Source organism: Variovorax frigidus, assembly GCF_051216515.1.
In the GTDB taxonomy this organism is placed as follows: Bacteria; Pseudomonadota; Gammaproteobacteria; order Burkholderiales; family Burkholderiaceae_C; genus Variovorax.
This window is the reverse complement of sequence record NZ_JBPJZF010000002.1, coordinates 96,533-110,889: the sequence shown is the minus strand read 5'-3', so window position 1 is coordinate 110,889 and position 14,357 is coordinate 96,533. Positions and strand designations below refer to the sequence as shown.

Here is a 14,357-nt window from a genome sequence, read left to right as displayed (position 1 = left end):
TTCTTCCGCTAAGCGTGGTCGCGTCGCGGACCCGCTCCCTCTCATGAAGCATCTTCTCCCCTGAAAAGTCCATGGGCACCAACCATCGTTCCCGTCTGCGGATCTCGTGGCAAGACCCCGAGTTCCGGGCCATCATCTACCAGACCGTGGTCGTCGGCCTCGTCGCCCTTGGCGTCTGGTACCTGGTATCCAACACCCTGCACAACCTCGCGTCACGTAACATCGCGACGGGGTTTTCCTTCCTGCAACGCGAGGCAGGCTTCGCAATCGGCGAGTCCGTGATCGACTATTCGCCTTCCGACTCCTATCTGCGCGCCTTGCTCGTCGGCTTGGTCAACACGCTGAAGGTGAGTGCGGTTGCCCTTGTTCTGGCCACCCTACTGGGCGTCGTCGTCGGTGTATCGCGCCTGTCCACCAACTGGCTGATTTCCCGACTTGCATCGTGCTATGTGGAGTCCGTTCGAAACGTTCCCCTGTTGCTGCAGCTGCTCATCTGGTACGCACTTATCGGTGAGGTCCTGCCCGGCCCTCGGGCCGCGTTGAGTCCGCTACCTGGTGTCTTTCTGTCCAACCGAGGCCTTCTGATCCCTGCTTTCACAGGGTCCTCGGTTGACGCAATCCTCGCTGGCGTAGGCCTCGCTCTGGTGCTCATTGCGCTGCTGTCGCAACGGTTCTCCCGCCACCGGAAAACCACCGGCCAACAGGCAAGGTTGTGGCCATGGGCGCTGCTGATGGGTATCGGTATTCCCGCCGCAACTTGGCTGCTTGCTGGTCGCGAGATCCAATTCGAGATCCCTCATCGCGTCGGATTCAACTTCGAAGGAGGATGGTCGTTTTCACCCGAACTGTTTGCGCTGCTTGCGGGTCTCGTTACGTACACGGCCGCCTTCATCGCTGAGATCGTTCGCGCGGGGATTCAGTCCGTGAACGTTGGCCAGCAAGAAGCAGCGCAGTCGCTAGGTCTTCCTCCCGGGCGCGTGCTGCGGCTGGTCGTGCTGCCGCAGGCGTTGCGCGTGATCGTGCCGCCGACGACAAGTCAGTACCTCAACGTCTTTAAGAACAGCTCTCTTGCTGTCGCCATCGGCTACCCAGACTTGGTGTCGGTAGCCAACACCACGCTGAACCAGACCGGTCAGGCCATCGAGGGAATTCTGATCATCATGGCCGCATTCATGACAGTCAGCCTCTCAGTCTCCTTGCTCATGAATTGGTACAACAAGCGCATCGCGCTGGTGGAGCGTTGAGATGAATACGACCATGCCGAGTCGGCCGCCCCTCAAACTTAAGCCAGTGCGCAGATCATTGACGCCTTGGACATGGGCTCAGCGCCGGCTCTTCAACTCGCCCGCCAGTGCCCTGACCACAATCCTCGCAGCTTGGATCCTGCTGATGATTGTGCCGCCACTCGCAGAGTGGCTGCTGATCAAGGCCAACTTCCGTGCCGGCAGCGCCGAAGCCTGCCGCCAGTCCGGGGGCGCCTGCTGGGCGTTCATTCGGGAGAAGTACCGGCTGATCCTGTTCGGAACCTATCCGTACGACGAACAGTGGCGCCCGCTGCTCGCAACCGCACTTCTGATCGTGACAATCATTGTCACTGCTGCTCGCCGACTGGGGCCGAAGGGGTTGATCTGCTTGTGGATCGTTGCGCTTGCTGCGGTCGCGCTCCTCATGTGGGGCGGCATCCTGGGGCTCTCGTTCGTGGAGAACGTCCGGTGGGGTGGACTTCCGCTCACACTCATCCTGTCGACCTGTGGCATCGCGTTCGCGTTCCCTATCGGCGTGATTCTCGCGCTTGGCCGTCGATCACGCATGCCGGCCATCAAGGCCCTGTGTGTGGGGTATATCGAGCTCATCCGCGGGGTGCCGCTGGTCAGCCTTCTGTTCATGTCTTCGGTCATGCTGCCCTTGTTCCTGCCAGAAGGCATGAGCATCGACAAGCTGCTGCGCGCGCAGATCGCAATCATCCTGTTCGCCGCGGCATACATCGCCGAGATCGTGCGAGGCGGTCTTCAGGCGATTCCCAAGGGCCAGTATGAGGGTGCCGAGTCAATCGGACTGAGTTATGCGCAGCAGATGCGCAGGATCATCCTTCCGCAAGCGCTCAAGGTCGTGATTCCTCCCCTGGTCAGTACGTTCATCGCCCTTTTCAAGGACACCTCGCTTGTTGTCATCATTGGGATCTTCGATCTGACCCAGGCCGCGAAGGCCGCGCTCGCCGACCCTGCCTGGACCGGATTCGGCGTGGAGGCCTACCTCTTTATCGGCGCCATCTACTTCATCTTCTGCTACTCGATGTCGAAGTACAGCCACAACCTCGAGCATCGGCTCGCACGCGGTCACCGCCCGGATACCGGCGGGTGACAGCCCCCGCCAACTCCGTCGAGGTTCAGAACAAAAAAGGAAAGACAATGAGCGAATCGATCGTGACCTTTCAAAAGGTCAACAAGTGGTACGGTGATTTCCATGTATTGCGCGATATCGATCTCGAAGTTCGCCAGGGCGAACGCATCGTGATCTGTGGCCCCTCTGGCTCCGGGAAGTCGACGCTGATCCGTTGCATCAACCGGCTCGAAGAGCACCAGAGCGGGACGATCATGGTCGACGGCATCGAGCTCATCAGCGACGTCAAGCGTATCGAAGCCATCCGGCGCGATGTCGGCATGGTGTTCCAGCATTTCAACCTGTTTCCGCACCTCACGGTCCTGGAGAACCTCACGCTCGGTCCAACGTGGGTCCTGAAAAAGCCGCTCGCCGAGGCCAGAGCGCTCGCGATGGCCTATCTGGAGCGCGTGCGCATTCCGGACCAGGCTCAGAAGTACCCCGGGCAGCTTTCCGGAGGCCAACAGCAGCGCGTGGCGATCGCACGCTCGCTGTGCATGTCGCCGAAGGTCATGCTCTTCGATGAACCTACGTCGGCACTTGATCCGGAAATGGTCAAGGAGGTGCTGGAGGTCATGGTGACGCTGGCCCAGGAAACAAAAATGACGATGCTGTGCGTCACGCACGAAATGGGATTTGCGCGAAAGGTTGCCGACCGCGTCATCTTCATGGACCGAGGCGAGATCGTCGAACAGAACGAGCCCGAGCAGTTCTTCAGCGCGCCGTCCACCGAACGTGCGCAGGCGTTTCTCAGTCAAATCGTTCACTAGCGTTGCCCGATCACATTGACACCGAAAGTAGACAACATGTCATCAAACTCTTCCAAGTTCGGCTTCCAGACACGCGCACTTCATCATGGCCATGATGAGTCCGATCCCTATGGCGCAGTGTCGCCACCGGTGTATCTCACCTCGACCTTCGCTTTCGAAAATACAGCCGATGCCGCTGCGGTTTTCTCGGGCGAAAGCGATCGCTACGTTTATGGTCGGCAACACAACCCGACCCAGAACTTGCTTGAGATCAGGCTTGCTGGCCTAGAGGGTGCCGAAGCGGCACTGGCCACGGGCTCGGGAATGGGCGCGATCAGCTCCGCGCTGCTGACCTTGCTGTCGGCGGGCGACGAGCTCATCGTCCACCACACGATGTATTCGACCGCGACCTCTTTGATAGACGAAGGTCTGCCACGGTTCGGGATCAAGGTCACGAAGATCGACCTGACGGATCCTGAGAATCTGCGCGCCGCACTGTCCGACAGCACAAAGGTCGTGTACTTCGAAACCCCTGTCAATCCGACGGCTCAACTGCTGAATATCCGAGGCCTCGCGGATGTGGCGCACCAGCGTCCAGGCATTCGCGTGATGGTCGATTCGACCTTCGGGTCACCCGCGCTGCAGCGACCGCTTGCGCACGGCGCCGACCTGGTCGTCCATTCGATGACCAAGTACATCAACGGGCATGGCGATCTGCTGGCGGGTGTCGTACTCGGCGATCTGGCCACCATCAAGCGCATCCGCTCCCAAGGCCTCAAGTACCTTACGGGTGCAACGCTGTCGCCCCTGCTGTGTTTCCTGGTACTGCGCGGGCTCAAGACCCTCTCGCTGAGGATGCGGCAGCACAGCGAGAGCGCGCTGAAGGTCGCCAGCATGCTGGCCAGCCATCCTGCCGTGAAGCTGGTTCGCTATGGTTTCCTGCCCGGCAGTCCTGATCTCCAACTTGCACAGGAGCAGATGTCTGCCGGAGGCGGCATGCTCTCATTCGAACTGCACTCTGGCCTCGAAGGAGCCATCCAGATGATCGACCGTCTGCAGCTTGTCTCGCGCGCCATCAGCCTGGGAGACACCGAGACGCTCATCACCCATCCTGGCACGCTGATACGCGCCCGGCAGAATGTGGAACCTGCCGCTCAGCTCAGCAAGGGCGTCACCATGGACTTGATCCGGCTGTCCGTCGGCCTTGAGGACGTGGACGACATCATTGCGGACCTGACGCGGGCACTCGACAGCCTGGGCTGAAGGTGGTGAAGCAGCGTTGTCACATGGCTGCGACGCGCTGCTTGCGTGCCGGCGCCACGCCCAACACCTGGTCAAGCGCAAGACAGCTACGAAATCTTGGGTGCCGGCCTCGAATTCGGTATCGATCGGATGCACGCTCTGATGGATCGTCGTCATGAAGATCAGTTTCTCAGTGCGGTTTGAAGCCTCTTCTCATGATTCGCGCTGAACCATAGGCACTACGCAGAGCTGCGGCATTCGGACTTCGCCAGGTAGTCAGTCCACCACGCAGCACCGTCTATTCGGGATACGAACTCGATAGGCCGTTCACGGTGTTTTCAGCGCCGGAGACTTCCATTGCGGTCCTCGTCAGCTTCCAGATGATGGGCAGATCCCTGCGATCTGCATGCTCGATGACCACGATCCTCCTTGTCATGCAAGGTGTGGCAATCCGCAGCTTCCTGAGGCCGTACTGTGCAAGCAATCGATCAGGCATGCGGGACGGCAATATGCAGGCTCCGGTTCCCGACGCCACCATCTCCAGCATCGCATCGATCGTCTCGGCTTCTGCAACGATTCGAGGATTGAGTCCGCTGCGATGGATCATGCGCCGCAACGCGTAGTGACTTGGAAAGCCGATGAGCCTTGGCATGTCCTGAGTCAAGTCGACATCATCCACAAGCTCGCAACCGGGTGGCACGACTAGGCACATTTCATCGTCGAAGAGCGGCGTAGAGACGATCTTTTCCGACGTGACCGCGGTGTCGTAGACAAAGCCGATGTCAGCCTTGCCACTGACGACCAGTTCGACGACCTCGGGCGAACTGCGACCCATGACCGATAGGCTGACGCTCGAGTGCTGCTTGGAGAACCTGTTGACGAGCTCACCGATGAAGTAATAGCTGAGAGTGTGCACCGTTGCGACTCTCAGCACGGACTGCATTTCTGCCCTATCGCGGAGATTGCCGAGGGCCGCATCGATGGTGGCAAATGCGGGACGCACCTTCTCAAGGATGTTGCGTCCGCTGTCGGTCAGATCCATACCTCGTCCCGTACGCAGAAACAAGCTGCAACCCAGATGTGCTTCGAGGGCCGCAAGCTGGCGGCTCAGCGCTGGCTGGGTGCAGTCGAAGTCTTCTGCAGCCCTCGAAAGCGACTTGACTTCGGCGATCTTGATGAAGTATCGAAGTTGTTTGTCGAACGTTTCCAAGTGGGAGCCCCTCAGGTTCAAGTTGGTCGAACAGACGTTTGCCGCGATTTCACGTTGACAGCTGTGAAGCTGGTTGCGCTACGCGATGGCATATCGCGCCGCGCGCACGATGCTGGCCGCATCGACGCCGAAGAAGTCGCGCAGCGCGGCGCGCGTGTCGCTGCGGCCGAAGCCGTCGGTGCCCAGCGTGAGGTAGCGCCGGCCTTCGGGCAGGAAGGCGCGCACGCTCTCGGGCACGGCGCGCACATAGTCGGTGGCGGCCACGATCGGGGCCTTGCCCTTGCCCAGTTGCTGCGCGATGAAGGGGACACCGGCCTCCTCCCCGTTCAGCGCCCGTGCCTGGCAGGCCGCGCCGTCGCGCGCGAGTTCGCTCCAGCTGGTGACGCTGATCACCTCGGCCGCGATGCCCTCGGCTTCGAGCTGCTGTGCGGCCTTGACCACCTCGGTCAGGATCGCGCCCGAGCCCAGCAGCGTGACCTGGGGCTTGGTGGCCTTCGACGACGCATCGCGCCAACCTTCATAACGCCAGCAGCCGCGCAGGATGTCGGCCGCGGCCTCGGCGGGCACGTCGGGCTGCGCGTAGTTCTCGTTCATCAGCGTGACGTAGTAGAAGACGTCGCGCTGCGCGACCATCATTTCCTGGATGCCGGCATCGACGATCACCGCCATCTCGCCCGCGAAGCCCGGGTCGTAGGCCTTGCAGTTGGGAATGGTCGCGGCTACCAGGTGGCTGGTGCCGTCCTGGTGCTGCAGGCCTTCGCCGCCCAGCGTGGTGCGGCCCGAGGTCGCACCCAGCAGGAAGCCGCGCGCGCGCTGGTCGGCCGCGGCCCAGATCGCATCGCCCACGCGCTGGAAGCCGAACATCGAGTAATAGATGTAGAACGGCAGCATCGCCAGCCCGTGCACGCTGTAGCTGGTGGCCGCGGCGGTCCAGCTCGCGATGGCGCCGGCCTCGCTGATGCCCTCTTCCAGGATCTGGCCGTCGGTGGCCTCGCGGTAGCTCAGGATCGAGTCGATGTCCTCGGGCGCATAGCGCTGGCCCACGCTCGAATAGATGCCGACCTGCTTGAACAGGTTGGCCATGCCGAAGGTGCGCGCCTCGTCGGCCACGATGGGCACCACGCGCGGGCCCAGCGCCTTGTCCTTCAACAGGTTGCCCAACATGCGCACGAAGGCCATGGTGGTGCTCATCTCCTTGCCACCGGCGGCCAGCGCGAACTGCGCATAGGCCGCGAGTTCGGGCTTGGGCACGACCGCGCAGTCGGTCTCGCGGCGCGGCATCGAGCCGCCCAGCGCCTCTCGGTGCGCTTTCAGGTAGCGCATCTCGGCGCTGTCCTCGGCCGGCTTGTAGAAGGTCAGCGAGGTGGCCTGCTCGTCGGACAACGGCAGGTCGAAGCGGTTGCGGAAGCCGATCAGGTCCGCGCTCTCGAACTTCTTGTGCGAGTGCGTGGTCATCTTGCCCTGGCCCGCGGCGCCCATGCCGTAGCCCTTCTTGGTGTGGGCCAGGATGACGGTCGGCTGGCCTTGGTGCGCGGCCGCGGCGGCATAGGCCGCATGGATCTTCACCAGGTCGTGGCCGCCGCGCTTCAGGCGGTCGATCTGCTCGTCGGTCATGCCCTGCGCGAGCTTCTTCAACTCCTCGTTCTGGCCGAAGAAGGAGTCGCGGTTGAAGCGGCCGTCCTTGGCGGCGAAGGTCTGCATCTGGCCGTCGACCGTGTGGGCGAAGGCACGCGCCAGCGCGCCGGTGGTGTCGCGCGCGAACAGGCCGTCCCAGTCGCTGCCCCAGACCAGCTTGATCACGTTCCAGCCCGCGCCCGCGAACAGCTTTTCCAGCTCGTCGACGATGCGGCCGTTGCCGCGCACCGGGCCGTCCAGGCGCTGCAGGTTGCAGTTGACCACCCACACCAGGTTGTCGAGCTTCTCGCGCGCGGCCAGCGTGAGCGCGCTCATCGATTCGGGCTCGTCCATCTCGCCGTCGCCGAACACGCCCCAGACCTTGCGCTGGCTGCAGTCCTGCAACTGGCGGTCGCTCAGATAGCGCATGAAGCGCGCGTGATAGATCGAGCTGATCGGGCCGATCCCCATCGAGCCGGTGGGGAACTGCCAGAAGTCCGGCATCAGGTAGGGGTGCGGGTAGCTCGAGAGGCCGCGCGCGCCGCTGCCCTCGGTGAACGCGGGCGCGGTGAGTTCCTGGCGGTAGTGCAGCAGGTCCCCTTCGCCGAGGCGGCCTTCGAGGTAGGCCCGCGCATAGACGCCCGGCGCGCTGTGCGGCTGGAAGAACACCAGGTCGCCGCCGTGCCGCTCGTTGCGCGCATGGAAGAAATGGTTGAAGCCGACTTCGAACAGATCGGCCGCGCTCGCATAGCTCGCGATGTGGCCGCCGAGTTCGCCGTAGGCCTGGTTGGCGCGCACCACCATCGCCAGCGCGTTCCAGCGCATCAGCGAGCCGAGCCGCTCCTCGATGGCGAGGTCGCCGGGGAAGGCGGGCTGCGTGTCGACGCCGATGGTGTTGACGTAGGGCGTCGAGAGTTCCGGCTTCCAGCCGATGCGCTGCTGGCTCGCGACCTGGGCCAGCGCGTCGAGCATCTGGCGTGCGCGCTCGGGACCTTGCGTCTGGGCCAGCGCGGTCAGCGCATCGCGCCATTCGGCGGTTTCAATCGGATCTGGGTCAAAACCGAGGGCCGAATCGAGAGAATTCTTGTGCATAAGACTGCTGGAGGTGGATGCATTCATGCTGCTGAATCTACGGCGTTATCTGCAGAATTTGATGCTTTTCAGAAGGCGTGTCGGGGGCCTTGTCGGCAGATCATTCTGTGTGGGGCGTTGGTCGAAGAACTCACTCGTGAAAGCATCGAAGGGCAAGATTCCCTCTACTGAATCTGGAGACATTCGGCACTCACTACGATCGACAGGAGTGAACCAAAGCTGAATCGACAGAGTGAAGAACCGCGAAGATGCAGAGGAAAGTTCAAGTTCTCTAGGCCGTGGCTGATGGTCACTTGCGGGCCAACGGCAGCAGGGCGCTCCACGACAAAAAGGAGCGTGATTTAGAAAGGGCCGTGGCGCCGGGACATCCATCGCTCGCAATTTTTTGAGATTTGTCCGGTATCCACTCAAGACAGTCAATGTCTGGAATCGCTAGTCCAACCCGAGTTCCTGTCGAATCTCCACAGTATGCTCGCCGATGCTTGGCGAGGAGTGTCGGTGATCTGCAGCTGGACCGCTCCCGACCGCTCCCACCAACGGGAGGCTGCCCCAGCCTGCGGCCTGGGTCCACTCAAAGGCCCCGGTGGCGCAGACATGCTCATCCTGGAGCCAATCGCCATACGACTGGGCCTTCTCGGAGAGGACGCCGGCTGCTTGCAGGGCCAGCAGAAGCGAGGACGTGCTCCACTGAGATGTTGCTACGGACAACTGCCTCATCAACTCATCATGGTGAGAGACTCGGTATTCAACCTTGGAGAACTCGCTCTGACCGCAGAGGTCCGCTCTCTGCAGCACGCGGCACAGTTCCAGATAGTGCTCCTGCTTTCGACAGGAGACAGACACGCCTCCATCCGATGTCGGCAAGTAGCCTACCGGTCCGTAGAAGGCCTGCGGTGAACCATGGCTTGCATGAAATTCCGCGATCTTCGCTCCCTGAAAACTAGCTGCGGACTGCATCAGGCTGATGTCGAGGAAGCCGCCTTCACCTGACTTCTGGCGCGTCAATACTGCGGCGCTGATCGCGGAGAAAGCATACAGGCCGGTCAGCACATCAACGGCGACCATGTTCTGCCGATGGGGTGTTCCATCGGTCGTCTGGTTCATCACCATCATTCCTGAGAATCCCTGCATGAGAGAGTCCACGGTTCCCCGTTCGCTGTACGGCCCTTGCTGGCCGAATCCAGAGATCGAGACATAGATGACATCCGATCGGAGCCCTCTGACTTCGTCGTAGCCGAACCCGAGGCGACGCGCTACACCTGGCCTGAAGCTCTCGATGAACACATCGCATGACTGCGCCAGATGGCTCAGCACATGGCGGCCCTCGCCCGATTTGAGGTCTAGCGATATCGACCGCTTGCCAAGGTTGTAGTACCAGGAATGAACGCAATGGTCGCCGCTCACTGGCCCCAGCAAGCGGCCCCAGTCGCCTGCCGGCGGTTCGACCTTGATCACCTGTGCACCGTACTGCGCCATCAGCATGGTTGCATGGGGTCCTGCGATACCTTGACTAAGGTCACACACACGAATACCCGATAGCGATTTGCTGAGGTCGAGATTCATGTCACGGCTCTCCGTAGCTCTTGACCAAGCTGATTCCGATCCGCTCGTTCAAGATTTCGGTTGTGCCATCGGCATAGGCAGCCATCTTGACCTCCGCCAACTGGCGTGCCAGGCCAACATCCTCAAACATCGAAGTCGCCCCGATCGCCTGCATGCACTGTTCCACTCCGCGTACGACCACTGACGTAGCAAATTTCTTGGCATAGGCCGATGCCACGGACGCGTCGCCCTCGCTCTGGACAATGTCCGCCGTATGGAGAACGAGAAGATTCGCAGCCTCCAGCGTCGTGGCCACCTCGACAAGCTGCCAGCGTAGCCCCTGATGCTCGATCAACGCCCTGCCGAACGCTTGACGTGTCTGACAGTAGCGGACGGCTTGGCCGAGCGCGCTCTCCAGGACTGCGACTGCCATCGCAGCCACATGGACCCTGGCGGCATTGATGGCCTCCATCGCGCGCTTGAATCCGTCGCCAGGTTCTTCGAGAAGATTGAGATCGGGCACGAAGACATCGTTGAAAGAGATGCCACCGACTCCGGAAGCGCCCCCGGCTGCCAAACGGTGCGGCTCCAGCCTCGTAACTCCACTGGCATCCATTGGGACGATGAAACGTCCAATCCCTCGCGTGCCCTGCGACGTTTGCGCGGCGACTACGACGAGATCGGTCGTAGCGCTGTTGGTTATCCAGCTTTTGGCACCATTGATCACCCAACCGCCATCGGTCTTGCGCGCGATGGTACGCATAGCGCCTAGATCGCTGCCACCGGTCGGCTCCGTCAGTGCGACGGATGCCACCAGGTCGCCTTTCAGCAAGTCGTTCAGATACAGATTTCGGATGGCCTCAGGCGCTCGCGTCGCCACCATCTGCACCATGCTGTGCGAGTTGTTCAGGGCGAATGCTGCGCTGAAAGAAGTCCGGGCCAACTCCATGACAACGCGAATCTTTGCTGCATAAGAGGCTCCTTTGCCGCCCAACTCCCTAGGGGTCTGCATCCCCTGCAGTCCTGTTGAAGCCCACTGTTTGATCACGGTCTTCGAAAGCGGCACGTTCGAGTGCCCAGCGGCGAGTAGCGGGACAAGTACCTCCCGGCTAAAGGTCTGAGCTTGTTTGACCAGACCGAGCTCCTGCGAGTTCAGCCGCTCGTCCCAAGCCTTGTAGATGGGGGCATGCGAAGAGGATCCATGCAGGACGGTCATCTCGCGATCGCCTTCTCGATCGTCTCGGTCAGCATCGCGATCCGATCCTGACCCCAGAACGCTTCGCCGCGGAAGTAGTAAAACGGCGCACCGAAAACGCCCCGAGCGATCGCCTCATTGGTATACCGCATGTAAACGGTTTCCGTCACGGGATCTTGTGCGCGCTGAAGGATCTCGCGTCCCGGCAACCCGAGTTGATGGGCGATGTCGACGAGCACGTTGCCATCCTCCGCATCCCGGTCTTCAACCCAGATCGCCCGCATGATGGCCTGGCTCAGGTCCGCCACGTCGATTCCGTTGAGTTCCGCGGCGATCACGAACCATGAGGGAAGACGGCCGGTCACACAGAAGAACTTCGGCTCCAGATTGATGGGCATCTGGAGGATTTCTCGGAACCTCTGCATCTCCAGCAACCGATAGCTCTTGCGTTCGATCGAGCGATAGGGAAGCTTGATCCCTCCAGTGCGGGCGTAAACGGTTTCCAGGTCGATCGGTCGGTGATTGATTTTCAGCTGGAATCGTTCGCCGAGCGCTTTCAGGCGTGGCCCGCCGAAGTAGGCCCAGTCAGAGTGGATCCAGTAGTAGGCATCGATTTGATCTTGCACGTTTAAGTCCATCCGATTTTCTATGTAAGTCATTCTTCGGGTTTCAGAACGCCGTTGGCAATGAGGGCCTGCGCCTCCCTGTAGTCGGCACGCGCACGCTCCACGAAGGATCTCTGGTTGTTCCCAAGGATCACGAAGCTCGAAGCTTCGAGTTGTTTGCGTACGCTGGGGGCCATCAGTACCTTTTGGATCGATGCCTCCAGCTTCGCCATGACGGCAGGGGGAAGATCTTTGGGAGCCACGATGCCCACCCAGGCGGCTGACTCGAAGCCCGGCGCGATGGTGTTGATCGAAGGGACACCGGGTAGCGCTGCAATGGGGCCGGCGAAGCCTACTCCGATCGCATTGACCTTTCCGCCCTGCACCAGCGGCAGCGCAGCAGTCACTGAAACAAGGCCCAGGTCGATCTGGCCGCCGGCCAACGAAGTGAGTGCCGGAGCCGTCCCGGGAAAGGGAACGTAGGTCACCTTCGTCTTCAAGACCTGATGCAGCAGTTCTGGCTTCAGCACACTTGCATCGCCAGGACCCGTGATGGCTTGATTCAATTGCCCGGGCTTGTCACGCAACGCGGCTGCAAGCTTCGGCAAGCTGTCCAGTCCCGATTGCTTGGACGTGAGCAGCACCATGGGCGACTGACCGATCAACGAGATGTAATCGAAGGACTGAAATGAATCGAACTTGAAGTTTCGATAGAACAGATTGGTCGTCGCGTGCGTCTCGTAAACCAGCATGAGGGTGTAGCCGTCCGGTTTTGCCCGGGCGACTTCTGCCGCAGCAATGTTTCCGCCAGCACCTCCCTTGTTGTCGATGATGATCGACTGCCCAAGTTCCTGAGACAGCGGGGCACTCAGCGTTCTCGCGACGAAATCCACAGGGCCGCCAGGTGGGTATGGGACGACCAGCCTGATGGCTTGAGAGGGATAGTCTGCAGCTTGCGTGCCTGCGCTCAACAATGCGGCAGCCGCCGCAGCGAAGAGAGTGAATCTGCTTTTCATGTGCTGCTCCACTAAAAGAGGGCGGGAGAGGTTCGAAGGCACCGCGCGGCCGACGTGCCTTACACCGGTCAACGGTTGCGCATAGAGCTTTCCGCAGTGACGTCGGGATCGCTGCAGACCTCGATCAGGACAGGCCCAGGCGTTGACATGGCATTCGCGACCAGCGCCTGCGCCTCTTGCGCAGTCCGAACGCGTATGCCTCGTGCTCCGAACGCCTCGGCGAGTGCAGCGAAGTTTGGATTTGCCAGATCGGTACCGCTGACCCGGCCGGGGAAGTGACGCTGCTGGTGCAAGCGAATGGTTCCGTAGGATCCGTTGTTCGACACCACTATTACCAGGTTGATGCCCCGCTCGACAGCCGTGATCAACTCATTGCCGTTCATGAGGAATCCACCATCACCGCAGAATGCAATGACTTGCCGACCCGGATAACGCAGTCCGGCCGCGACGCCAGCTGGAACACCGGTTCCCATGGCCCCGCATGCCGATCCGAGCAGTCGGTTCGCCGGCGTCATTTTGAAGATGCGATGAACCCAACCTGCAAAGTTCCCCGAGTCGGTCGTTAGGATGGCGTCTTCTTGGGCATGAAAAGCGACCGCCATGATCGCGTGGCCCAACACGTCGTTTTCTGGAACGTTCGTTGTTGGCCATCCGTGCGCCGCGCGCGCGGTGTCCAGGACCCTCTCTCCCCACTGTGCAGACACCGAGCCGCGTCCGCCATGCGCCAGGGCGGCGCTGACAAACGATTCCGCCGACGAGACGATTGGCAGGTCGGTGTGGAAATGCCTGCCAATGAAGCCCGCATCTGGGTAGACATGAACGAAGCGTTGGCGATCCTGGTCCTGGCGGGGATAGGAAAAACCGAGAGACGAGACGTCTCCCATGCGGGAGCCCACAGCGACGATCAGATCCGATTCGGAAAACAACGACGCATGTGCCGGCGAGGTGAAAAAACTCAACTGCCCTACCCACAAAGGATGCGCGTTCGGAAACTGATCCTGGTTCTTGTTGGTCAGCGCCACAGGAATGCCCCATTGCTCGACCAACTTCTGCAGCTCCGCCCGGAATGCATCGCTTCGACATTCGCCGCCGACGATCAGCAGAGGCCGTTCCGCGGTGCTCAACATCTTGAACACGGCATCGACGTCGATGGCTGACGCCACGGGCGAGGGCGTGCCGTTGACCTGCGGTCGGCGTTGCTCCATGAGGTGCGTGAGCACATCCTCCGGCAATTCGATCGCCACGGGACCAGGTGCGCCACTTGTCGCCGCGGCGAATGCGCGAGCCAAGACTTCCGACGCGCGATCAGCGCTTTCAATGCGCCCTGACCATTTGAGAAGACCAGAGAAGGCCTTCGAGGAATCAATCTCTTGGACGGCTCCTCGACCGAGATTCGGCGCATCAACTTGCCCTATCAGCAAGACGAGCGGAATTGCTTCTTCGGCCGCCACATGGACGCCGATCGCGGCGTTGAAGGCGCCCGGCCCCCGGCTCGCCAGGACCACACCCGGGCGGCCCGTAAGCTTGGCATCTGCAATGGCGGCCAACGCGGCAGATCCCTCATGACGGCAGGTGACAAGGTCAAAGCCGGCGCGGGCATGGAGAGCGTCGAGAAGAGCCAGGAAGCTCTCCCCTGGAACGCTGTAGGCACGATCAACGCCATGGGCATCAAGACTGTCGACGATGAGTTCTGCTACTCGGTAGGACATGCTT

11 protein-coding genes are annotated in these 14,357 nt (G+C 61.2%); 4 read left to right on the top strand and 7 right to left on the bottom strand.

Annotation, left to right across the window (positions count from 1 at the left end; genetic code table 11):
- Positions 1-71: 71 nt before the first annotated feature.
- Genes ACSFBC_RS05775 through ACSFBC_RS05760 form a run of 4 tightly spaced genes read left to right on the top strand, consistent with a single transcriptional unit; the run spans position 72 to position 4,391 of the window.
- A complete protein-coding gene (locus tag ACSFBC_RS05775) occupies positions 72-1,244 on the top strand; it encodes an amino acid ABC transporter permease (protein ID WP_435509376.1) in 1,173 nt (390 codons plus the stop codon).
- A 13-nt stretch (positions 1,245-1,257) separates the two neighbouring features.
- On the top strand, positions 1,258-2,361 hold the full coding sequence (locus ACSFBC_RS05770; RefSeq protein WP_435510025.1) for an amino acid ABC transporter permease: 1,104 nt from the start codon (positions 1,258-1,260) through the stop codon (positions 2,359-2,361).
- Positions 2,362-2,408: 47 nt separating this feature from the next.
- On the top strand, positions 2,409-3,149 hold the full coding sequence (locus ACSFBC_RS05765) for an amino acid ABC transporter ATP-binding protein (RefSeq protein WP_435509375.1): 741 nt from the start codon (positions 2,409-2,411) through the stop codon (positions 3,147-3,149).
- A 36-nt stretch (positions 3,150-3,185) separates the two neighbouring features.
- Entirely contained in the window at positions 3,186-4,391 is a 1,206-nt protein-coding gene (locus ACSFBC_RS05760; protein WP_435509374.1) for a trans-sulfuration enzyme family protein, read from the top strand.
- 277 nt (positions 4,392-4,668) lie between these two features.
- Here ACSFBC_RS05760 and ACSFBC_RS05755 read toward each other — a convergent pair whose 3' ends face one another.
- From ACSFBC_RS05755 to ACSFBC_RS05725, 7 genes are all read right to left on the bottom strand, one after another.
- Positions 4,669-5,580, bottom strand: a complete 912-nt coding sequence (locus ACSFBC_RS05755; protein WP_435509373.1) for a LysR family transcriptional regulator — start codon at positions 5,578-5,580, stop codon at positions 4,669-4,671.
- A gap of 78 nt (positions 5,581-5,658) precedes the next feature.
- The gene (gene mdeB / locus ACSFBC_RS05750) at positions 5,659-8,313 is read right to left on the bottom strand and encodes an alpha-ketoglutarate dehydrogenase (RefSeq protein ID WP_435509372.1); all 2,655 of its coding nucleotides are present in this window, start codon (positions 8,311-8,313) and stop codon (positions 5,659-5,661) included.
- Positions 8,314-8,718: 405 nt separating this feature from the next.
- Positions 8,719-9,849: a CaiB/BaiF CoA transferase family protein gene (locus tag ACSFBC_RS05745; RefSeq protein WP_435509371.1), complete on the bottom strand. Its 1,131-nt coding sequence runs from the start codon at positions 9,847-9,849 to the stop codon at positions 8,719-8,721.
- Between the two features lies 1 nt (position 9,850).
- The gene (locus ACSFBC_RS05740; protein ID WP_435509370.1) at positions 9,851-11,044 is read right to left on the bottom strand and encodes an acyl-CoA dehydrogenase family protein; all 1,194 of its coding nucleotides are present in this window, start codon (positions 11,042-11,044) and stop codon (positions 9,851-9,853) included.
- On the bottom strand, positions 11,041-11,649 hold the full coding sequence (locus ACSFBC_RS05735) for a 2-hydroxychromene-2-carboxylate isomerase (RefSeq protein ID WP_435509369.1): 609 nt from the start codon (positions 11,647-11,649) through the stop codon (positions 11,041-11,043). The genes ACSFBC_RS05740 and ACSFBC_RS05735 overlap by 4 nt, the downstream gene beginning before the upstream one ends.
- Before the next feature lie 29 nt (positions 11,650-11,678).
- Positions 11,679-12,644 (bottom strand): Bug family tripartite tricarboxylate transporter substrate binding protein, encoded by a 966-nt coding sequence (locus ACSFBC_RS05730; RefSeq protein WP_435509368.1) that lies wholly within the window; start codon positions 12,642-12,644, stop codon positions 11,679-11,681.
- Between the two features lie 68 nt (positions 12,645-12,712).
- A complete protein-coding gene (locus tag ACSFBC_RS05725) occupies positions 12,713-14,353 on the bottom strand; it encodes a thiamine pyrophosphate-dependent enzyme (protein ID WP_435509367.1) in 1,641 nt (546 codons plus the stop codon).
- Between the last annotated feature and the right edge of the window lie 4 nt (positions 14,354-14,357).